The organism is Flavobacterium sp., assembly GCF_044373165.1.
In the GTDB taxonomy this organism is placed as follows: Bacteria; Bacteroidota; Bacteroidia; order Flavobacteriales; family Flavobacteriaceae; genus Flavobacterium.
This window is the reverse complement of the sequence record NZ_JBILQL010000005.1, coordinates 16,553-38,586: the sequence shown is the minus strand read 5'-3', so window position 1 is coordinate 38,586 and position 22,034 is coordinate 16,553. Positions and strand designations below refer to the sequence as shown.

Below are 22,034 nucleotides of genomic sequence, written 5' to 3'. Positions count from 1 at the left end.
TCTTTTTTCTGTGAGAGAAATGAGTGCGTAAAGTAAAGTCGAGTTCTCAAACTTGATTGAATTGAAGTTTAGTTTGTTTGTTAGAAAAACGTCTGTCAATTTCGGCAGGCGTTTTTTGTTGAAATCAGGTCAAAAATGTTAATAACTTAAAGGTTTTAAACCCTTTTTTCAATAGGAAATCCTATGTGTTTTTATATATTTGCGTGTTAGACAAAAAATACATTTTTTACGATAAAATTATATGAGCGACGAGATTAAAAAGAACAATTATTCGGCCGATAGTATTCAGGCGTTAGAAGGAATGGAGCACGTTAGAATGCGTCCTTCCATGTACATTGGAGATACCGGAGTTAGAGGTTTGCATCACTTGGTTTATGAGGTGGTGGACAACTCTATCGATGAGGCTTTGGCTGGGCATTGTGATACTATTAGTGTAATTATTAATGAAGACAATTCCATAACGGTTGAAGATAACGGTCGTGGGATTCCGGTAGACATGCACAAAAAAGAAGGCGTGTCGGCTTTAGAAGTTGTTATGACCAAGATTGGAGCCGGAGGTAAATTCGATAAAGATTCCTATAAAGTTTCCGGAGGTTTACACGGGGTTGGAGTATCTTGTGTTAACGCCTTGTCTGACCATTTAAGAGCTACTGTTTTCCGTGATGGCAAAATATACGAGCAAGAGTATGAAAGAGGAAAATCTTTATATCCGGTAAAACAAATTGGCGAAACAGACAAAAGAGGAACTACGGTTACTTTTAAGCCGGATGCTACTATTTTTACCCAAACCTTAGAGTATTCTTATGATACTTTAGCAGCTCGTATGCGTGAGTTGTCGTTTTTGAATAAAGGGATTACCATTACTTTAACCGATAAACGACATACCAAAGAAAACGGTGATTTTGAAGGGGAAGTTTTTCATTCTAAAGAAGGTTTAAAAGAGTTCGTTAAGTTTTTAGACGGTAACAGAATTCCTATCATTGGTCATGTGATTTCCATGGAAAATGAAAAAGGGGAAATTCCGGTAGAAGTAGCTTTGATTTACAACGAAAGTTATTCTGAAAATATTTTCTCTTATGTGAATAATATTAATACTCACGAAGGAGGAACGCACTTACAAGGTTTCCGTATGGGGTTAACTCGTACGTTGAAAAAATATGCCGATGCTTCCGGTTTGTTGGAAAAATTGAAGTTTGAAATTTCAGGCGATGACTTCCGTGAAGGGTTAACTGCGATTATTTCGGTAAAAGTGGCTGAACCTCAGTTTGAAGGTCAAACCAAAACCAAATTGGGTAACAGAGAAGTAGTATCTCCTGTTTCTCAAGCGGTAGCCGAAATGTTGGAAAACTATTTGGAAGAAAATCCGAATGACGCCAAAATCATAGTACAAAAAGTAATCTTAGCGGCTCAGGCACGTCATGCTGCCAAAAAAGCACGTGAAATGGTACAACGCAAAACCGTTTTAGGCGGTGGCGGTTTACCGGGTAAATTATCGGATTGTTCCGAGCAAGATCCGGCCAGATGTGAAATTTTCTTCGTTGAGGGAGATTCCGCAGGTGGAACGGCTAAACAAGGTCGTGATCGTAATTTCCAAGCGATTATGCCATTGCGTGGAAAGATTTTGAATGTGGAAAAAGCGATGCACCATAAAGTGTTTGAAAACGAAGAGATTCGCAATATTTTCACCGCTTTAGGAGTAACCATCGGAACCGAAGAAGACAGCAAAGCCTTGAATATTGAAAAATTAAGATACCACAAAGTAGTCATCATGTGTGATGCCGACGTGGATGGTAGCCACATTGCTACTTTAATCTTGACCTTCTTTTTCCGTTTCATGCGCGAGTTGATTGAAAACGGGCATGTTTACATTGCGACTCCGCCATTGTATTTGGTTAAAAAAGGCAACAAAAAAGAATATGCTTGGAATGATGACCAACGCGACTTAGCCAACGAGAAAATGGGCGGAAGCGCCACAATTCAACGCTACAAAGGTTTGGGAGAGATGAATGCTGAGCAGTTGTGGGAAACTACGATGAATCCGGAGTTCAGAACCTTGCGTCAGGTTACGATTGACAGTTTGGCTGAAGCCGACAGAATCTTCTCGATGTTAATGGGCGATGAGGTTCCACCACGTAGAGAGTTTATTGAGAAAAATGCGGTTTATGCTAAAATCGATGCGTAACTAGCCCCGATTGAAGTGGAAATCCTTTTTTGGTTTGTTCACAAACCAAAAAAGATTGCAGCGTAAAGCGGGAATAGCTTCAAAAAAATAAAAAGAAACAACAAATTATATACAAAATGAAAGTTACTATTGTAGGAGCAGGAAACGTTGGAGCCACTTGTGCCGATGCGATTGCTTACAGAAGAATTGCCAGCGAAATTGTGTTGGTAGATATCAGAGAAGGTTTTGCAGAAGGAAAAGCGTTAGACATTACGCAAACCCAAACCACTTTAGGGTTCAATACCAAAGTAATCGGCAGTACGAATGATTACACCAAAACGGCCGGAAGTGATGTGGTGGTAATCACCTCGGGAGTACCGAGAAAACCGGGAATGACTCGTGAGGAGTTGATCGGAATCAATGCCGGAATTGTAAAAGGTGTGGCGGAAAGTTTATTACAACATTCTCCAAATGCCATTTTTGTAATTGTATCTAATCCAATGGATACCATGACTTATTTGGCATATAAATCGTTAGGATTGCCTAAAAACAGAATCATCGGAATGGGTGGAACGTTAGACAGCTCTCGTTTCAAAACCTATTTGTCGTTGGCTCTAGACAAGCCGGCGAATGATATCCAAGGAATGGTTATTGGTGGACACGGAGATACTACCATGATTCCGTTAACCCGATTGGCCTCTTACAACGGTGTGCCGGTTTCTCAGTTTTTGTCTGAAGAAGCTTTGGCTAAAGTGGCAGCAGACACTATGGTTGGCGGCGCTACTTTAACCGCTTTATTAGGAACTTCTGCTTGGTATGCGCCTGGTGCTTCAGTAGCGTATTTGGTAGATGCTATTTTAAACGACCAACATAAAATGATTCCGTGTTCGGTGTTTTTAGAAGGCGAGTACGGTCAGAGTGATATTTGTATCGGAGTGCCTTGTATCATCGGCAAAAACGGTGTGGAGCAAATTGTGGATATCCACTTGAATGAGTCTGAAAAAGCATTATTCGCTAAGAGTGCCGATGCCGTTCGCAACATGAACAACGATTTAAAATCGCATTTAGGATAATATATTAAGGTATGATAAAAAAGAGACTGCAAACTTTGCAGTCTTTTTTTTGATATTAATGGTGAAAATATTGGTTAATCTTATCGATAATTATATATTTGCACGTTTCATAAAAAAGGGGATAATTGTAAATCTGAGGCTTTATTTGGTAAAGTTTTGAATTTCAGGGGTTTTAATTTTTGTGAAAGCAAGAAAAAAACAAAGAATTAATTAATTTTTAGTAATAATGCAGAATAAAGGACTAGTTAAGTTTTTCGCAATTTTATTTGCTTTGGTAAGTATTTACCAATTATCGTTCACTTTTGTAGCCAATAAAGTAAAAAGTGACGCCAAAACATTTGCGGGAGGAAATCCTGAGAAAGAAGTTAAATACCTTGACTCGATAGGCAAGGAAAAAGTATTTCTTGATTTCTTTACTTACAATGAAGTAAAAGACAAACAAATCAATAAAGGTTTGGACTTGGAAGGCGGAATTAACGTAATTCTTCAAATCTCTGTTAAGGACGTTTTGAAGCAATTATCAAACAATTCTAAAAATCCGGTTTTCAACAAAGCCTTAGAAGATGCAACGGCAAACCAACAAGGGAACCAATCTTATTTGGATGCGTTTTTTGAAGCTTTCGATGCTAACAAAGGAACGACCAAATTGGCTTCTCCAGATATTTTCGCCAATAGAAATTTTGACGATCAAGAGTTGAACTTTAATTCAACTGATGAGCAAGTTAAAAAAGTATTGCGCAGAAAAGTTGACGAGTCGGTAGAATCTGCTTTTGGTGTATTGAGAAGTCGTATCGATAAATTTGGGGTAACCCAACCAAACATTGCCAAATTAGGACAAACCGGTAGAATCTTAATCGAGTTACCTGGTGCTAAAGATGTTGATCGTATCAAAAAATTAGTGTCAAGCAAAGCGGAATTAGAGTTTTGGGAAGCTTTCAAAGCAGAAGAATTTGGCGGGTTTTTACAACAAGCCAACGAAGCTTTAAAAGCAACTGTTAAAACTACTGAAAAAGCAGAAGCCGTTAAAGCTGAAGATTCATTGACCAAATTGTTAACCGATAAAGACAATGACACAGCAGCCGCTAAAAAAGGCAACAATCCATTGTTTGACAAATTTGTTTCTATTGGTGGCGGTCCGATCTTAGCGATTGTAAATACTAAAGATACTGCTGCGGTTAGTGGTTATTTGAAGCGATCTGAAATTCGTTCTTTATTACCGGGTGACAAACGTTTTGCCAAATTCGTTTGGGGAAAACCGACAACAGTTACCGATGAGAAAACGAAAAAAGAAACGGAAACCGTTGAATTATATGCTTTAAAAGGCAATAAAGACGATTTAGCTCCATTAAGCGGAGGTGTTATTGTTGACGCCAGAGATACTTTTGACCAAATGGGTAAACCGGCCGTTTCTATGCAAATGAATGGTGCCGGATCAAAAGAATGGGAAAAATTAACCGGAAATGCTTACACTCAGAAAAGTGCTATTGCGATTGCTTTAGATAATGTAGTGTATTCTGCACCGGGTGTAACTACCGGACCAATTGCCGGAGGTAGATCTGAAATCACAGGTAGCTTCAATGTAGCTGAAACCAAAGATTTAGCTAACGTATTAAGAGCTGGTAAATTACCGGCTACAGCAGAAATTATCCAATCTGAAATTGTTGGACCTTCCTTAGGACAAAAAGCCATTGATGCCGGTACGATTTCCTCAGTAGTAGGATTCTTATTGGTTTGTTTGTGGATGATGTTCTATTACGGTAGAGCCGGATGGTATGCTAACGTTGCTTTGTTAGTGAACTTGTTATTCTTATTCGGAATCTTAGCCAGTTTAGGTGCCGTATTGACTTTGCCGGGTATCGCCGGTATCGTGTTAACGTTAGGAACTGCGGTAGATGCCAACATTATTATATATGAAAGAGCCAAAGAAGAACTACGAGATGGTAAGTCGTTGGCCGATGCGGTAAAAACCTCTTACGGTTGGAAAGGTGCTATGCGATCTATTATTGATGCGAACGTGACTCACGTGTTAACCGGAGCTATTTTATTTATCTTCGGAACCGGACCAATCCAAGGATTTGCTACTACTTTATTGATCGGTATATTCACTTCGTTATTCACCTCTATCTTTATCGCCAGAATCTTTATTGATAAAGACATAGCTAAAAACAGAAGTCTAACTTTCACCACTCCAATCACTAAAAACTGGTTTACCGGTTTCCACTTTGATTTCATCGGCATTAAGAAAATTTCATACGTATTCTCTACTTTAGTAGTTGTAGTAAGTTGTATTTCTTTTTACTTTAACGGATTAGATGAAGGTGTTGATTTTGTGGGTGGAAGAACATTCCAAGTAAAATTTGACAAACCGGTTGAGCCTACTCAAGTTTCAGAAGAATTATCTGCTGCTTTTGGGGTAACTGTTGAAGCTAAAGTATTTGGAGAAGATGATCAGTTGAAAGTGACTACCAAATACAAAATCAAAGAAGACGGTGTTGAAGTAGATAAAGAAGTAAACGAATTGTTATTCAATACTTTGAAGAAATACTATAACGGTAACATTACTTATGACAACTTTATTAATACTTATGACGGAAAACAAGTAGGTGTTTTACAAGCTTCAAAAGTAGGTGCTGCTATTTCTGCTGATATCAAAACCAACTCTTTCTGGGCTGTTATCGGTGCTATGTTGGTAGTTGGATTGTACTTGGTAATTTCATTCCGCAGATGGCAATATTCATTAGGAGCGATTGCGGCGGTTTTACACGATGTTATTTTCGTTTTAGGATTGTACTCGTTATTATACAAATACATGCCGTTCCATATGGAAATGGATCAGCACTTTATTGCGGCTATCTTAACGGTAATCGGTTACTCAATGAACGATACAGTAATTGTATTCGACAGGGTTCGTGAGTTCTTAGCCGGAAACATTAAAGGTTCGTTTAAAGACGTAGTTAATGCCTCAATTAACACCACACTTTCCAGAACCATCAACACTTCCTTAACCATGATTATTGTATTGTTGATTATGTTCATCTTTGGTGGGGAATCAATTCGAGGATTTATCTTTGCAATGTTGGTGGGAATCATTGTAGGAACTTATTCTTCCTTATTCATTGCAACACCAATCTTAGTAGACAGTGTAAGCAAAAAAGACATCGAAGAAATCGAAAGTCGTCACAAAGGAGAACAAGCTTAGTCTTTTCTCATGAAATAAAAAAAGGGTTGTCACAATGACAACCCTTTTTTTTGCGTTTTACTTTTTTAAGATATCTTTTAAAACTGCCTTGTTAGAATAATTAATGACTTCTAAAGTAATAGGCTCATTCACTTTGTTTTTCCCTTCAATAACATAAATTTTTCCGCCTTTAAAGGGTTTATTGCTATTGTCAAAGTCTACATCGCCATGCGTTAGTATTGCTCTGATGTCGGCGGTATCAACCCATTTCTCCTTTAGTTTTTGGGTTGCCAAGCTGTCGTATTGAAAAGGTTTGTTCCGAAGGTCGTTCAGTACTCTGGCATTGGGGAAATAATTACATCGGGTATCTTTTCCGCTCCAAATTAAGACCACAAAAAACATTCCGATACTAAAGCCTACCAAATAGTAAGCAAATCGTTGATAAAACTTCATAATTGATTCTTTTCAGCAAAAGTAATCAATGTTAGAGTTACAGTAAAAAAGGAAGCAGATTATTTTAAAAGACAATCAGGTTAATGTCATTATCCGGTAAATTAAACCAATCGCCTATGGCTTTGTTCGTCAATATACCATGGTAAAGGTAAACCCCGTTTTTAAGTCCTTTATTGCAACGAATAGCGCTTTCCAATCCGCCGTCTTCGGCAATTTGCAGTAAGTAAGGTGTAATGATGTTACTAATGGATAAAGAAGCCGTTTTAGAATAACGTGATGGAATATTCGGAACGCAGTAATGGATTACATTGTTTTTAATGAAAGTCGGCGATTCGTGCGTGGTTACTTCTGAAGTTTCAAAACAACCACCGGTATCAATGCTTACATCTACTATAACTGCGCCTTTTTTCATGTGCTCTACCATGGTTTCAGTAACTACCACCGGACAACGGTCTTTGCCGCGCATGGCACCAATAGCCACGTCACATCTTCTCAAAGCTTTGAGCAACGATTTGGGTTGTATGGTAGAGGTGAAGATTCTTTGGTTCAAATTATTTTGCAAACGGCGCAATTTGGTAATAGAGTTGTCAAAGACTTTTACATTGGCTCCCAAACCTAAAGCTGTTTTGGCGGCAAATTCTCCAACAGTGCCGGCGCCTAAAATTACCACATCAGTGGGTGGCACTCCGGTTATGTTGCCTAGTAGCAAACCTTTCCCAAATTCATTGTTGATCATCAATTCAGCCGCAATTAGTACAGAAGCGGTACCGGCAATTTCGCTCAACGATTTTACAGCAGGATAAGAGCCATCTTCATCTTTGATGTATTCGAAGGCTAAAGCAGTAACTTTTTTCTTGGATAAAGCTTCGAAGTATTCTTTTTTTCGAGTTTTTAACTGTATGGCCGAAATGACAATAGTATTCTGATTGACCAACCCGATTTCTTCCATAGTTAAGGGTTCAACTTTCAGTATCATAGGACAACTTAACACTTTCTTAGTGTCGTTGGTAATGATAGCACCGGCATCACTAAATTCCTTATCGGTATAACTCGAACTCAATCCGGCTCCGGCTTCGATCATGACTTTATGTCCATGCGAAGTCAATGAATTTACCGCATCCGGTGTCAAGCAAATGCGTCTTTCTTGATATGAGGTTTCTTTAGGTATCCCAATAAAAAGCTCGCTCTTGTGGCGAAAGACTTCTAATTTCTCCTCTTGAGGGAGTAATTGTTGCTTGGTGAATGGGGTTAAAGACATAATCAGCAATTGAATTTAGTTCGAAAGTACGAAAAAAAAATCAATGCCAATTTCAAAAATCAATATCAATAGTAATAAAATAATTTACTTTGTCATTGCCGTTGTCAACTCAGTCTCAAAATTCTTTTGCCGTCAGGAGCGGAAGTCATGGCTATGGTAGAATAGTTATCAGGAAGTAAATTCGGAATCTTTTCGGCCCATTCAATAAAACACCAATGTCCGGAATACAAGTATTCATCAATACCCATATCTAAAGCTTCGGCTTCCGATTTTAATCGGTACACATCGAAATGATAAACGTTTTGTTGGTCATTGGTTTGGTATTCGTTGACCAAAGAAAAAGTCGGACTACTCGTAGTGTCATTTACACCTAACACTTTGGAAAGTGCTTTAATCAAAGTGGTTTTACCAACGCCCATTTGACCGTTAAAAACAATGACTTTATGCGGGTTTTCGGCTATGATTTTTTCAGCCACTTCTTGTAATTCGTTTATTGAAAATATGATTTCCATAGGTAACAGTAATTAGTAATTAGTGAATAGTAATTAGTAAAACTGCTAATCACTAATTACTATTCACTAATCACTTCTTTTATTTAGGGTTAAACACTAAAAACGGTACAATCATTTCTTCTAACGAAATACCGCCGTGTTGGTAGGTATTTCGGTAGTAACTTACATAATGATTGTAGTTGTTTACATAGGCCAAAAATAAATCATTCTTGGCAAAGATGTAAGAGCTGCTCATGTTTATTGTCGGCAAGCCAATTTTTTTAGGATCTTTTACGGCATAAACGTCTTTGTCTTCATAAGTCAAACTGCGACCGGTTTTATAGCGCAAGTTCAAACTGGTGTTTTTATCGCCTATCACTTTTGATGGATTCTTCACATTGATAGTGCCGTGATCGGTGGTAATGATTAGCTTAAAGCCCAATTTTTGCGCCTGTTGGATGATTTCCAACAACGGTGAATTTTTAAACCAACTCAAAGTTAGGGATCGATACGCTTTGTCATCGGATGCCAATTCTTTTACTACATCCATTTCGGTTTTGGCGTGTGACAGCATATCGACAAAATTGTAAACTATGGTTACAAGTTGGTTGTCCTTCAGCGCTTTAAAGTTGTCTGCCAATTTTTTTCCGCCGGCTAAATTGGTAATCTTAAAATAATCTTGTTTGATGTTTAGTCCTAAACGTTTTAAATGCGCGGTTAGGAAGTCGGCTTCATGCAGGTTTTTGCCGCCTTCATCAATGTCATTTTTCCAATATTGCGGAAATTGTTTTTCCATTTCTAATGGTGTTAAGCCCGAGAAAATGGAATTTCTGGCGTATTGCGTAGCCGTTGGTAAACTGGCGTAATACGGGATTTCTTTTTCCAATTTATAATGATTGCCCACCACACTTTCCATCGCTTTCCATTGGTCATAGCGCAAATTATCAATCACCACAAACAAAACCGGCTTGTCTTTTTTAACCAATTCAGGAACGACTAATTCTCTGAAAAGCGTGTGCGATTGTATGGGTTTGTCGGCCTTAGGTTCGAACCAACTTTCATAATTGCGTTCAATAAATTTTCCGAATTGCATGTTGGCTTCGACTTTCTGACTTTCCAATATTTCAAACATACTTTGGTCGTTGATGTTTTCCAACTCCAATTCCCAAAACAATAGCTTTTTGTACAATTCCACCCAATCTTCATAGCTGTTAACCATGGACAATTCCATCGCTATTTTGCGGAATTCCTTTTGATAATCTAAAGTGGTTTTTTCCGAAATTAATCTCGAGTGGTCGAGGTTTTTTTTCAAGCTCAACAAAATCTGGTTCGGATTAACCGGTTTAATCAAATAATCGGCAATCTTAGAGCCAATGGCTTCTTCCATAATGTATTCTTCCTCACTCTTGGTAATCATAATGACCGGTGTGGAGGATTTTTTCTCTTTCATTTCCGACAAGGTTTCCAAACCACTCATACCGGGCATATTTTCATCTAAAAAAACAATGTCAAAATTACCTTCTTCATAAGCATCTATGGCGTCTCGACCATTGTTGTATGTGGTAACCTGGTAGTTTTTGCTTTCTAGAAATAGGATATGTGGCTTGAGCAAATCAATCTCGTCATCCACCCAAAGTATTTTGATTTTGTCCATATGGCGTAGTTATTTTGGTGCAAATTACTATTTATAAAACGCAGTAGTATTAAAATTATTATAAAATAGTGAAATCTTTTTTTAAGCCATATCCAATAAAAAAAGTGCTACTAATAGCAGCACTTTAAATACAATAATAACAAGTTATTTGTTCTTACAAGTGTTGATTCCTAATAAGGGATAAAGCGGACAGAAGCTAACCAAACTGGTTAATAAAAATACAACTCCAAAAGCTAACAACACATAACCTAAAGTGCCGCTAACCGTTCCGGTAAAATACAGATAAGCAAAAACTGCCGCTAAAACGACTCTGATGCCTCGATCCAAAGTGCCCATGTTTTTTTTCATAATTATATATTTAGTTGGTTAATAGTTATTAAGTAAAGGTAAAAGTAAAAACATTTAATTTTACAAGGAATGATTTTTATCATGTCCTTTTTTTAGTCGAAATTTACAAAACCAAAATTCAATCAACATGTTAGAATTACTAAAAGAAAGTTACGGTTTTGTTTTTGAAGAAGCACTTCTCGAGGAAATTGCACAAGTGTCTCAGCTAAGAGCATTTGAAGAAGGTGATGTTTTGATTGATTTTGGCGATTATATTAAATTTATGCCTTTGCTCATTTCGGGCGCGATTAAAATTCTTCGGGAAGATTTTGACGAAGGCGAATTGTTGTTGTATTTCTTGGAAAAAGGCGATACTTGTGCCATGACCATGGCTTGTTGTTTGGGCGAAACCAAAAGCGAAATTCGAGCCGTAGCCGAAAATAAAGGCGAGGTAATCATGATTCCGGTAGCCAAAATGGAAGAATGGCTGGGCAAATATAAAAGTTGGCGAAATTATGTATTCAACAGCTACAATAGCCGTTTAAAAGAAATGCTAATGGCAATCGATAATTTAGCCTTCATGAATATGGATGAAAGGCTTTACAATTATTTAATGGATAAAGCGCAAATCAACAAATCCAATTCTGTTCAAAATACCCATCAGGAAATAGCTTATGATTTGCACACTTCTCGTGTGGTGATTTCTCGCCTGCTTAAAGCTTTAGAAAACGAAGGTAAAATCAAATTGCATCGCGCTTCGATAGAATTGATAAAGCCCTAAAGTTTTTGTGTAACTTTTGATACTTACAACGGTTGTTTTTAGTTTTACTTTTGTCTCACCCTGAATGATAATTATCATTTCAATACCAATTTTGATTGGATACATTTGGAGGAAAATCGACAACCATGAAATTAGAACAAATTTATACCGGATGTTTGGCTCATGCAGCCTATTATTTAGAATCCAACGGAGAAGCCGCTATTTTTGATCCGTTACGCGAAGTACAACCTTACATTGACCGCGCCCGGAAGGACAACGCTCAAATCAAATACGTTTTTGAAACGCATTTCCACGCCGATTTTGTTTCGGGACATTTGGATTTAGCCCAAAAAGAAAACGCCATTATAGTATACGGACCAACCGCCAAACCTGGTTTTGAAGCTTTAATAGCCGAAGACAATCAGGTTTTTGAAGTCGGCAATTGCAAAGTCAAAGCTATTCACACGCCCGGCCATACTATGGAAAGTACTACCTATTTGGTGATAGATGAAAACGGAAAAGAACACGGGATTATTACCGGAGATACTTTGTTTATAGGTGATGTTGGTCGACCGGATTTGGCCCAACATGTGGTGGCCGATTTAACTCAGGACAAACTAGCGAGATTGCTTTACCATTCACTTCACGAAAAAATCATGCCTTTGTCTGATGATTTAATTGTTTATCCGAATCACGGTGCCGGAAGTGCCTGTGGTAAAATGATGAGCAAAGAAACCACCGATACTTTAGGCAATCAAAAAAGGACCAATTATGCTTTAAATCCAAAGCTAACTGAAGATGATTTTGTTTTGGCATTATTAACCGGATTGACCACACCGCCGGCATATTTTCCTAAGAATGTTTTAATGAATATTCAAGGCTATGAAAGCTTAGAAAATGTGATGCACCGCGGTCAAAAATCCTATGATGCCAAGTCGTTTGAAATAGTAGCCAATGAAACACAAGCCTTAATTTTAGACACCCGAAAAGCTTCTGATTTTGCAGAAGGCTTTATTCCAAATAGCATTAACATTGGTTTGGAAAGTAATTTTGCCATGTGGGTTGGCGAATTGATCCCCGATTTACAACAAGAAATTCTTTTGGTAGCCGAAAACCATGAAAAAGTCCAAGAAGCCATCATCCGATTGTCAAGAGTGGGTTACGATCATGCCATTGGCTATTTGGAAGGCGGATTTCAAGCTTGGGTGAATGCCGGAAAAGAGGTTGATACGGTCAAAAGAATCAGTGCCAAAGAATTGGAAAATTTGGAGGAAATTCATGCCACGCCTATCATCGATGTTAGAAAGAAAAGCGAATATGATTCGGAGCATTTGGTAAACGCCATCAATATTCCTTTAAATGAAATCAATCTGCATTTGTCTGAGTTTCCCAAAGACCAACACTTTGTATTGCATTGCGCCGGCGGTTATCGCAGTATGATTGCGGCCTCTATTTTAAAACAAAGAGGGTTTGAAAATTTTGTGGATGTAATAGGTGGTTTTAATGAAATCAAAATGACTAACTTGCCCATTACCAATTACGTTTGTCCAACTACTTTATTATAAATTTTTGTCATGAAAAGAATACTGTTTTCCCAATGGCACCTGATGCGCTATTTCCGATTAGCGTTGGCCTTGTTTTTGTTTTTTCAAGCTTATGAAACAAAACAATGGTTTTTCATTGTCTTTGGTATTTTCTTTTTGTTTCAGGCGATTTTCAATATGGGTTGTGGCCCAAATGGCTGTCAGGTAAATTATAAAAATCAAAAAGATGAACAGTAGTTTTGATCAAATCATCCAATCCGAGAAACCGGTTTTAATTGATTTTTATGCCACTTGGTGCGGACCGTGTCAAATGCTCGGGCCTATCTTAAAAGAGGTAAAAGACAGTTTAGGTGACAGGGTTTCTATCATTAAAGTAGATGTAGATAAAAACCAAGAATTGGCCGCTATGCAGCAAGTTCGAGGTGTGCCTACTATGATGTTATATCAAAACGGAACACAACTTTGGCGTCAATCCGGAGTGTTATCCAAAGCCGAAATCATCAAAACAATCCTTGAAAAAATAAAGTAATGTCAAAAAAAGCTGTTTTAATTACCACTTTGGGCATCCTAATCGGGGCTGTTGGCGGTTATGCTTATTTTTATTTTATCGGTTGTGCCGGAGGTACTTGTGCTATTACTTCCAAGCCATTGAATTCTACTTTATACGGTGGTTTAATGGGCGGATTGTTGTTTAATATTTTGGTGCCAAAACCAAAGCAAGAAAAATAATTGTAGTTTCGAAGCTTGATTCTTAAGTTAGTTTTAAGCTAAAATTTTGTCTGTCAATGTTTTTATGTATTACATTTGATAACAGTTAAATAGATTAATCCCTTAAATAAATTATAAAAGATGAAAAAATTAGTTTCCGCATTTGCCGCAGTAGCACTTTTGTTTGCTATGAATGTTAACGCCAACAATGGTGAGCCAAAACAAAAAAAGAAAAAAGCAAAAACTGAAAAGTCTTGCTCAACGGAAGAGAAAAAAGAATGCAGCACTGAAAAAAAAGCCGGATGTTGCGCTTCTAAAAAAGCAGAAGATAAAAAAGCATAATTTAAAGTTTACAACTTGCTAAACGTCTCCCATTCGGAGGCGTTTTTTTATGTAACAAATGTGGCAAAACAATTGGTTTAGAATCAATAGTTTTGGAAAAATATTCTCAACATGAAAGCTCTTTTTTCTTTTTGGTTGTTAGCTTTGACTTATGCAACTTTTTCACAATCCACTTTTGATTACCAAGTACAACTCAACCCGATTACCATTGCCAATTTTCCCGGAATCCATTCGTATGCTTTTGGTCAATCCAATGGTAAATGGCTAATAATAGGCGGAAGACTCGACGGAATACATGCGCGTCAGCCTTTTAATGCTTTTCCGGCATCAAATAATAATACTACTATTTATGTTGTTGACGTGGTAACGAATCAGTTTTGGTCGGCTTCTGTTAATACCTTACCAACGTCTTTAAAAGAGCAATTACAAGCTACAAATTTGAACTTTTATCAAGATAATGACACGCTTTATATAATTGGCGGTTACGCTTTTTCTGCCACGGCCAACGATCATATTACCTTTGATAAATTGACTTCAATAAACGTTTCGGGTTTGATTAATTCGGTAATCAATGGAACGGCAATTGCCTCTCATTTCAAGCAAATGACTAATCCCAACTTTGCGATTACCGGCGGTCAATTAGGCAAAATAAACAATACGTTTTATTTGATTGGCGGACACCGTTTTGACGGAAGATATAATCCGATGAACAATCCAACGTTTACCCAAACCTATTCCAATCAAATCAGAAAATTTTCCATCGATAATTCAGGTACACAATTAAGTATTTCCAATTACGAAGCCATTACCGATGCGGTTCATTTGCACCGAAGAGATTACAATCTGCTCCCACAAATTTTCCCCGATGGTTCGCAAGGGTACACGATTTCGTCGGGCGTATTTCAAATCAATGTCGATTTACCGTTTTTGTATCCCGTTGATATCAAACCCGAAGGCTATTTTCCGCAAACGACTTTTAATCAATATTTGAGCAATTACCACAGTGCAAAAGTTAGCTTTTACGATGCTACAGATAATAACATGCACAACCTCTTTTTTGGTGGCATCAGTCAATATTATTACAACGGAACCACTTTGGTGCAAGACAACAATGTCCCATTTGTCAATACCATTAGCCGAACAACAAGATTCGCCGATGGTTCTTTCCAGGAATACCAACTGCCTGAAACCATGCCGGCTTTAAAAGGCGCGAGTGCCGAATTTATTCCGAACAAATCACTACCGCATTACAGTAACGAAGTCATAAAACTGAGTGAAATTACCGCAAATGAATTTGTAATCGGGCATATCGTTGGCGGATTGACCAGTCCGAGTGCGAATCCGTTTTCAGTCAATAATACTTCAACCACTGCTGCCAATGCCACTATTTATGAAGTGAAATTGATTAAAAATCTTCCTTTAGGTGTTCAACCCATAGAAGGTAAAAACCCTTTTTCAATGACGGTTTCACCAAATCCAACAGACAGCAGTACTGTGAGAATCAATTTCAAAATGGCTTATGCAACGACCATTGATTATTTTGTATCTACTATGGACGGTAAAATTGTTTTAGACGGTGAAATTGAAGATATTACGCAAGGCGATAATAGTATGAATTTCGAACTGGATGGAATTTCCAATCAAACGGTAATCATCACTTTTATATTCGATAATAAGTTTTATGTTTCTCAAAAAGTGATTGTAAAATAAATCAAATCAATACCACTGTTTTTTTGAGTGCCTGAGGAATCAGGCATTTTTTTATACCCAATTACCTCTGTAACAATTGTAACTGTGCACGCTTTTTCCCAGCTGTATTTTTGCTTCATAATTCAGATAAACATTATGAAGATGAGCAAACTATTAGTAACCACAGGATTTTTATTCTTATCCATTTTAGGATTCAGTCAAGACACGTTGACCATTTCTAAAAGCGATTTGAAACAAAAAGTATCCGAAAAGAACCTGCAAATTAAAATCGCTGATCAAAACTATCAATCGGCTAAAGCAGATTACCGCCAATCAAATGCACTCTTTTTGCCCAACATTACAATGTCTTACACCGGAATGGCTACTACTAATCCGTTAATGGCTTTTGGTTCGAAATTAAATCAGGAAATTTTAACCCAGTCTGATTTCAATCCGACTTTATTAAATGACCCGAAAACCACGCAAAACTTTGCCACTAAAATCGAAATTCAACAACCGTTACTCAACGTTGACGGCATTTTCGGAAGACAAGCCGCGAAAGCCAAAATGGAAGCTTTCCAACTGCAAACGCAGCGAACCCAAGAGTATTTAGAACTTGAAGTGACTAAGGCTTACATGCAACTCCAATTAGCCTACAAAGCCGTTCGTGTTTTGGAAAAAGCGGAGTCAACGGCTAAAGCCAATTTGAAATTGGTCGACAATTATTTCAAACAAGGTTTGTTACAAAAAACGGATGTGTTGAATGTTCAAGTGCGTGTAAATGACATTTCAAATCAATTGCAATACGCCAAAAGCAATGTGCAAAATGCTTCAGATTATTTGGCTTTTTTATTAAACGAAGACACACAAGGCAAAACCTTTAAACCTTCAGAAGAACTGGAAAACTCCATTAAAGTTGAAGCGATAAACACCCAATTATCAGAGAATAGGAAAGACATTCAAGCCCTAGACAAATCATCCGAAGCGTATCAAAAAATGATGGTCATGAGCAAAATGAATTTCTTACCAAGATTAAACGCTTTCGGAAGTTATGAGTTGTATGACAGTCAGTTTTTAGGTACCGCTGCCAAAGGTTATCTGGTAGGAGCACAATTGTCATGGAATGTTTTCGACGGTTACAAATCTATCGGAAAGTATGACAAAGCCAAAGCCGATTTCCAAAAAGCCACCATCGAAACCGAACAATACAAAAAGCAAAGCCAACTCGAATTAAGCAAAACCAATAGACAACTAAAAGATGCCGAAAACAAAGTCGGTTTGTCGCAAATGGCTTTCGAACATTCACAAGAAGTTTATCGCATTCGCCAAAATCGTTTCACCCAAGGTTTAGAAAAAACCACCGATTTATTGACTGCCGAAACCCAAATGATTCAAAAAGAATTAGAGCATTTGCAAGCCGTTTTCGAGTACAATTTCACCCAACAGTATTTACAGTTTTTAACTAAATAAGAGGTTAGAAAATAGAACAAAGAACAAAGAGAATAGACAAAAAATATAATCATGAAAAAAACAATAATCACACTTGCCATTTCAACATTTTTATTTCTTTCCTGCGGAAAAGACCGTAAAGAAATTACAGATAATGCAACGGCTATTCCGGTAAAAGTTAGTGGAATGGCTGCCCAAAACAATGGTTCTTTTGTAACCGCCAGTGGCAAAATTGAAGCCGAAAACAGTGCCAATGTCAGTACCCGAATGATGGGCTACGTAACCAAAGTGCATGTGAAAGTCGGACAAAAAGTTAGCGCCGGACAATTAATGGTAAGCATCAACGCTACCGATTTACAAGCCAAAAAAGCCCAAGTAGACGCTTCGATTTTACAAGCAACGGCAGCATTTAACAATGCGAAAAAAGACTATGAAAGATTCACTGCCTTGTTCAACCAACAAAGTGCGTCTCAAAAAGAATTAGACGATATGACTTCACGCTACGAAATGGCGAAAGCCGGATTGGAAGCTGCCAAACAAATGCGCAACGAAGTTTTAGCCCAATTCAGTTACAGCAATGTTACCGCGCCATTTTCGGGAGAAGTGACCAATACGTTTGTCAAAGAAGGCGATATGGCCAATCCCGGAATGCCGTTAGTAAGCATCGAAGGCGTTTCGCGTTTGCAAGTTACTGCGATGGTTTCAGAAAGTGAGATTGCCAACATTCAAAACGGAATGGCCGTAAAAGTTTTAGTAAAATCCATCAATAAAGAAGTAACCGGAAAAGTAATTGAAGTGAGCAGTTCGGCTAAAAATACCGGTGGACAGTATTTGGTTAAAGTCAGTTTGAACCGAATCGACAAAGCCATTTTATCCGGTATGTTTGTCAATGTTCAATTTCCTGTGGCCAATACAACGCAAACCACTACCACAACCGATAAGGTTTTAGTGCCCGAAAGTGCTTTAGTAAAACAAGGTCAACTCACCGGAATTTACACCATCGGCAACGGTAACAAAGCCATTTTAAGATGGTTGCGCATCGGGAAAACTTTCGGCAACCAAGTAGAAGTTTTATCCGGTTTATCGGCTGAAGAACAATACATCGTTTCGGCAGATGGTAAGTTGTATAATGGCGCAAAAGTGAAATTGAATTAACTCCTTTTCAAATTTTCAAATCATCACATTTTCAAATTAAAAAATCATGCAAGAAGGTATATCAGGTAAAATCGCCCATTTTTTTATCAATTCGAAATTAACGATACTGTTAATGGTTGGGTTAATGATCATCGGCGTATACAGTTCGTTTCTAATTCCAAGAGAAGAAGAACCGCAAATTAATGTTCCGATGGCCGACGTGATGGTAGGTTATCCCGGAGCGAGTCCTAGTGAAGTCGAAAGTCGCGTAGTGAAACCTTTGGAAAAAATTCTTTCCAATATCAAAGGTGTAGAACACGTGCACAGTATGGCGATGAACGGTCAGGCCATGTTGATTGTCCAGTTTTATGTTGGGCAAGATGTTGAACGCTCGTATGTTAAACTATACGATGAGTTGGCCAAACACGAAAATATGTTTCCGCAAGGTGTTTACAAACCGATGGTAAAAACACGTTCTATCGACGATGTTCCAATGTTAGGTTTGACGCTTTGGAGTGAAAAGTTAAGCGATTTTGAAATCCGTCAAATAGCCGAAGAAGTGACTTCGGAAATTGAAAAGGTAAAAGATGTAGCCATCACCAAAGAAATCGGTGGCCGAAACCGCGAAGTCAAAGTGGTGTTAGACAAAGATAAAATGGCGGAAAACGGTGTCGATGCGTTGAGTATTATGCAAATGATTCAGGCCAATAACGGCAGCTCACAATCGGGCAGTTTTGTTTCAGCCGATAAAGAATATTTGTTGACTACCGGCGAGTTTTTGAAAACCTCAGAAGATATTGAAAACTTGGTGGTTGGCGTTAATGCCAATTTGCCGGTGTATTTAAAGCAAGTCGCTTCAGTCCAAGACGGACCATCAACGCCGAGAAGTTATGTGTCTTTTGGATATGGCAAAGCCAATGAAAAATTCGCCAAAAACAATTCGGAATATCCTGCTGTAACGATTTCTATCGGTAAAGTAAAAGGTGCCGATGCGATGAAGATTTCTGAAAAGATTTTGGAGAAAGTCGAGCATCTGAAACAAACCATTATTACCGATGATGTTCATTTAGAAGTAACGAGAAACTACGGAGAAACGGCATCTGATAAAGTAGGCGAGTTGTTATTACACTTAGGAATTGCGATTATTGCAGTTACCCTTTTAGTAATGCTAGCCATGGGTTGGCGCGGTGGTTTGGTGGTTTTCTTTTCGGTACCATTGACTTTTGCGTTAACGCTTTTCGCCTATTATATGTTGGGTTACACGTTAAATCGTATCACCTTATTTGCCTTGGTTTTTGTAGTGGGAATTGTAGTAGACGACAGTATCATCATCGCCGAAAACATGCACCGTCACTTCAAAATGAGACGATTGCCTTTTAAGCAAGCCGCTATTTATGCGATTAACGAAGTTGGAAATCCTACCATTTTGGCCACATTCACAGTAATTGCTGCTATTCTTCCGATGGCTTTTGTATCCGGAATGATGGGACCTTACATGAGTCCGATGCCGATTGGTGCTTCGATTGCGATGTTGTTATCGTTGTTTGTGGCGCTGACCGTTACACCTTATTTGGGTTACCATTTATTACACGAAAAAGAAACCCAAGAACACAAAGCCGAGCAAGGATTGGAAACCTCATGGATATACAAAATCTACAACAAAATGGAACGACCGTTTTTAGAAAGTTCTAAAAAGCGTCGATTGATGTTAGGGATTACCGTTTTATTATTAATTGGTTCAGTCTTGATGTTTTTTACCAAATCAGTAGCAGTGAAGATGTTGCCTTTTGACAATAAAAATGAATTCCAAGTCGTGATTGACATGCCGGAAGGAACCACTTTAGAAAGAACGGCTGCGGTAACTCAGGAAATTGCGCAATATCTTTCAACCGTTCCGGAAGTCGTGAATTATCAGAATTATATTGGCACTTCGGCACCCATTACGTTTAACGGTTTGGTACGTCATTACGATATGCGTGGCGGTAGCAATATGGCCGATATACAAGTGAATTTGTTGCACAAAGAAGACCGCGATTTGCAAAGTCATGATATTGCGAAAATCGTCCGTCCCGAAATCCAAAAGATTGCCAAAAAATATGCTGCGAATGTCAAAATTATAGAAGTGCCGCCAGGACCGCCGGTATTATCCACATTGGTAGCCGAGATTTACGGTCCAAATTATAAAGAGCAAATCAAAGTCGCCAATCAAGTAAAAAATATTCTGGAAAATACCACAGATATCGTGGATGTAGATTGGATGACCGAGGACAATCAAACCGAATATAAATTAGTAGTTGATAAAGAAAAAGCCATGCTCAACGGAATCGCGCCACAACAAGTGGTAGGTAATTTGACTTATTTGTTAAAAGAATATCCGGTTTCCAATTTGTACGACGAAAATTCAAATGACAATGTAGGGATTGTTTTGTCTTTAGACGATAAGGATAAGACGAGTTTGCAAGACATTCAAAGCTTGAAAATCAAAGGCAATCGCGGTAATGTAGTGCCGGTGAGTGATTTGGTTAAAGTGGTTCAAGATACCTTGCAAAAAACCATTTACCGCAAAGACCAAAAACGCGTCGTTTATGTAACAGCCGATATGGCCGGCGATTTGGAAAGTCCGGTGTACGCCATTTTGGGGATGAATGAAAAACTCCAAAAAATGCAATTGCCTAAAGGCTATAAAGTCAATGAACTCTACATGGAACAACCATCCGATGAAAGTGATTTCACCGTAAAATGGGATGGCGAATGGCAAATTACTTTAGAAGTCTTCCGCGATTTAGGCGCTGCATTCTTAATTGTGATTGTCATTATTTACATGTTGATTGTAGGTTGGTTCCAAAATTTCAAAACGCCTATTGTTATGATGATGGCGATACCGCTTTCGTTAGTCGGAATTGTTTTGGGTCACTGGTTGTTGGGTGCTTTCTTTACCGCAACATCTTTTATCGGAATGATTGCTTTGGCTGGTGTGATGGTGCGAAATTCGGTCTTACTAATCGACTTTATCGAAATCCGATTGAATGATGGTGTTCCTTTGAAACAAGCTATCATTGAAGCCGGCGCTGTTAGAACTACGCCAATTTTATTAACTACTGGAGCTGTTGTAATTGGAGCTTCGATTATTTTATTCGATCCAATTTTCCAAGGTTTAGCGATTTCGTTAGTCTTTGGAGCGATTGTTTCGACATTGCTGACACTAATTGTAGTGCCTTTGATTTATTATATCACCGAAAGAAAAAAATGGGAGCACAAACCAACAGACACAAAAGAATAAGAACTTAATTCCTAAAGTCATGAAACTATTAATCATCACCGCCATAACCGAATTTGAAAAAGACATCAAATCGATGCTGAAGAAAGCCAACGTCAAAGCGTTCAGTTACAGAAATGTGACTGGCTACCGCGATGTTTCTGAAGAATTTATCGAAAGTAACTGGTTCGCATCCGAAATGAATGAAACGGAATCTTTGCTTTTTTATGCTTTTGTAAAAAAGGAAAATGTTGATTTACTATTCCAACTTGTTGCCGATTTTAATGCCAAACAAGAAACCAAAGTACAAGTGAATGTGGCCGTACTTAACATCGAAAAATCTAATTAAATATACTACTATGAAAAACAGAATAGTCAGAGCTGTAGCGGGAGCGTTTATCCTAATCAGCTTATTGTTATCGATTTATGTCAATCAGAATTGGCTGTGGTTTACCGCTTTTGTCGGAGCCAATTTACTTCAGTCTTCTATAACCAAATGGTGTCTGATGGAAGATATTTTAGACAAGTTAGGAGTAAAAGACTAATGACTAAGCCAC

At 38.1% G+C, this 22,034-nt stretch carries 20 protein-coding genes; 15 read left to right on the top strand and 5 right to left on the bottom strand.

Annotated features, from left to right (window positions below):
* Positions 1-241 precede the first annotated feature (241 nt).
* The 3 genes from gyrB to secDF all read left to right on the top strand — a co-directional run bounded on the left by gyrB (position 242) and on the right by secDF (position 6,433).
* Positions 242-2,182 carry a DNA topoisomerase (ATP-hydrolyzing) subunit B gene (gyrB, locus tag ACIQ32_RS01650; RefSeq protein ID WP_396193915.1) on the top strand — a complete coding sequence of 647 codons (1,941 nt, stop codon included), beginning with the start codon at positions 242-244 and terminating at the stop codon, positions 2,180-2,182.
* A 116-nt stretch (positions 2,183-2,298) separates the two neighbouring features.
* Positions 2,299-3,234 carry a malate dehydrogenase gene (gene mdh, locus ACIQ32_RS01645; protein ID WP_396193914.1) on the top strand — a complete coding sequence of 312 codons (936 nt, stop codon included), beginning with the start codon at positions 2,299-2,301 and terminating at the stop codon, positions 3,232-3,234.
* A gap of 226 nt (positions 3,235-3,460) precedes the next feature.
* Positions 3,461-6,433: a protein translocase subunit SecDF gene (gene secDF / locus ACIQ32_RS01640; protein ID WP_396193913.1), complete on the top strand. Its 2,973-nt coding sequence runs from the start codon at positions 3,461-3,463 to the stop codon at positions 6,431-6,433.
* Positions 6,434-6,490: 57 nt separating this feature from the next.
* Here secDF and ACIQ32_RS01635 read toward each other — a convergent pair whose 3' ends face one another.
* The 5 genes from ACIQ32_RS01635 to ACIQ32_RS01615 all read right to left on the bottom strand — a co-directional run bounded on the left by ACIQ32_RS01635 (position 6,491) and on the right by ACIQ32_RS01615 (position 10,616).
* Positions 6,491-6,865, bottom strand: a complete 375-nt coding sequence (locus ACIQ32_RS01635; RefSeq protein WP_396193912.1) for a DUF4258 domain-containing protein — start codon at positions 6,863-6,865, stop codon at positions 6,491-6,493.
* A gap of 64 nt (positions 6,866-6,929) precedes the next feature.
* Positions 6,930-8,129 (bottom strand): alanine dehydrogenase, encoded by a 1,200-nt coding sequence (locus ACIQ32_RS01630; RefSeq protein ID WP_396193941.1) that lies wholly within the window; start codon positions 8,127-8,129, stop codon positions 6,930-6,932.
* A 98-nt stretch (positions 8,130-8,227) separates the two neighbouring features.
* Positions 8,228-8,635: a tRNA (adenosine(37)-N6)-threonylcarbamoyltransferase complex ATPase subunit type 1 TsaE gene (gene tsaE / locus ACIQ32_RS01625; protein WP_396193911.1), complete on the bottom strand. Its 408-nt coding sequence runs from the start codon at positions 8,633-8,635 to the stop codon at positions 8,228-8,230.
* 79 nt (positions 8,636-8,714) lie between these two features.
* Positions 8,715-10,268, bottom strand: coding sequence for a PglZ domain-containing protein (locus ACIQ32_RS01620; protein ID WP_396193910.1), 1,554 nt, complete (start codon positions 10,266-10,268; stop codon positions 8,715-8,717).
* A gap of 144 nt (positions 10,269-10,412) precedes the next feature.
* Entirely contained in the window at positions 10,413-10,616 is a 204-nt protein-coding gene (locus ACIQ32_RS01615; protein WP_396193909.1) for a DUF2892 domain-containing protein, read from the bottom strand.
* Between the two features lie 127 nt (positions 10,617-10,743).
* Here ACIQ32_RS01615 and ACIQ32_RS01610 point away from each other — a divergent pair, with 127 nt between their 5' ends.
* From ACIQ32_RS01610 to ACIQ32_RS01555, 12 genes are all read left to right on the top strand, one after another.
* Complete coding sequence (locus tag ACIQ32_RS01610; protein ID WP_396193908.1) at positions 10,744-11,376, top strand: Crp/Fnr family transcriptional regulator; 633 nt, start codon at positions 10,744-10,746, stop codon at positions 11,374-11,376.
* Between the two features lie 125 nt (positions 11,377-11,501).
* A complete protein-coding gene (locus ACIQ32_RS01605; RefSeq protein WP_396193907.1) occupies positions 11,502-12,920 on the top strand; it encodes a rhodanese-like domain-containing protein in 1,419 nt (472 codons plus the stop codon).
* 9 nt (positions 12,921-12,929) lie between these two features.
* Positions 12,930-13,136: a hypothetical protein gene (locus ACIQ32_RS01600; protein ID WP_396193906.1), complete on the top strand. Its 207-nt coding sequence runs from the start codon at positions 12,930-12,932 to the stop codon at positions 13,134-13,136.
* The gene (gene trxA / locus ACIQ32_RS01595) at positions 13,126-13,428 is read left to right on the top strand and encodes a thioredoxin (RefSeq protein ID WP_396193905.1); all 303 of its coding nucleotides are present in this window, start codon (positions 13,126-13,128) and stop codon (positions 13,426-13,428) included. Before ACIQ32_RS01600 ends, trxA begins: the two co-directional genes overlap by 11 nt.
* Entirely contained in the window at positions 13,428-13,628 is a 201-nt protein-coding gene (locus ACIQ32_RS01590) for a DUF6132 family protein (RefSeq protein WP_396193904.1), read from the top strand. Before trxA ends, ACIQ32_RS01590 begins: the two co-directional genes overlap by 1 nt.
* Positions 13,629-13,748: 120 nt before the next feature.
* The gene (locus tag ACIQ32_RS01585) at positions 13,749-13,949 is read left to right on the top strand and encodes a hypothetical protein (protein ID WP_294777829.1); all 201 of its coding nucleotides are present in this window, start codon (positions 13,749-13,751) and stop codon (positions 13,947-13,949) included.
* A 111-nt stretch (positions 13,950-14,060) separates the two neighbouring features.
* Positions 14,061-15,659 (top strand): hypothetical protein, encoded by a 1,599-nt coding sequence (locus ACIQ32_RS01580; protein WP_396193903.1) that lies wholly within the window; start codon positions 14,061-14,063, stop codon positions 15,657-15,659.
* A gap of 141 nt (positions 15,660-15,800) precedes the next feature.
* Positions 15,801-17,108: a TolC family protein gene (locus tag ACIQ32_RS01575; protein WP_396193902.1), complete on the top strand. Its 1,308-nt coding sequence runs from the start codon at positions 15,801-15,803 to the stop codon at positions 17,106-17,108.
* Positions 17,109-17,159: 51 nt separating this feature from the next.
* Positions 17,160-18,242, top strand: a complete 1,083-nt coding sequence (locus ACIQ32_RS01570) for an efflux RND transporter periplasmic adaptor subunit (RefSeq protein ID WP_396193901.1) — start codon at positions 17,160-17,162, stop codon at positions 18,240-18,242.
* 46 nt (positions 18,243-18,288) lie between these two features.
* Positions 18,289-21,501, top strand: coding sequence for an efflux RND transporter permease subunit (locus ACIQ32_RS01565; RefSeq protein ID WP_396193900.1), 3,213 nt, complete (start codon positions 18,289-18,291; stop codon positions 21,499-21,501).
* A gap of 19 nt (positions 21,502-21,520) precedes the next feature.
* Positions 21,521-21,826 (top strand): hypothetical protein, encoded by a 306-nt coding sequence (locus tag ACIQ32_RS01560; RefSeq protein WP_396193899.1) that lies wholly within the window; start codon positions 21,521-21,523, stop codon positions 21,824-21,826.
* A gap of 10 nt (positions 21,827-21,836) precedes the next feature.
* A complete protein-coding gene (locus tag ACIQ32_RS01555; RefSeq protein ID WP_396193897.1) occupies positions 21,837-22,022 on the top strand; it encodes a DUF2892 domain-containing protein in 186 nt (61 codons plus the stop codon).
* Positions 22,023-22,034: the final 12 nt, after the last annotated feature.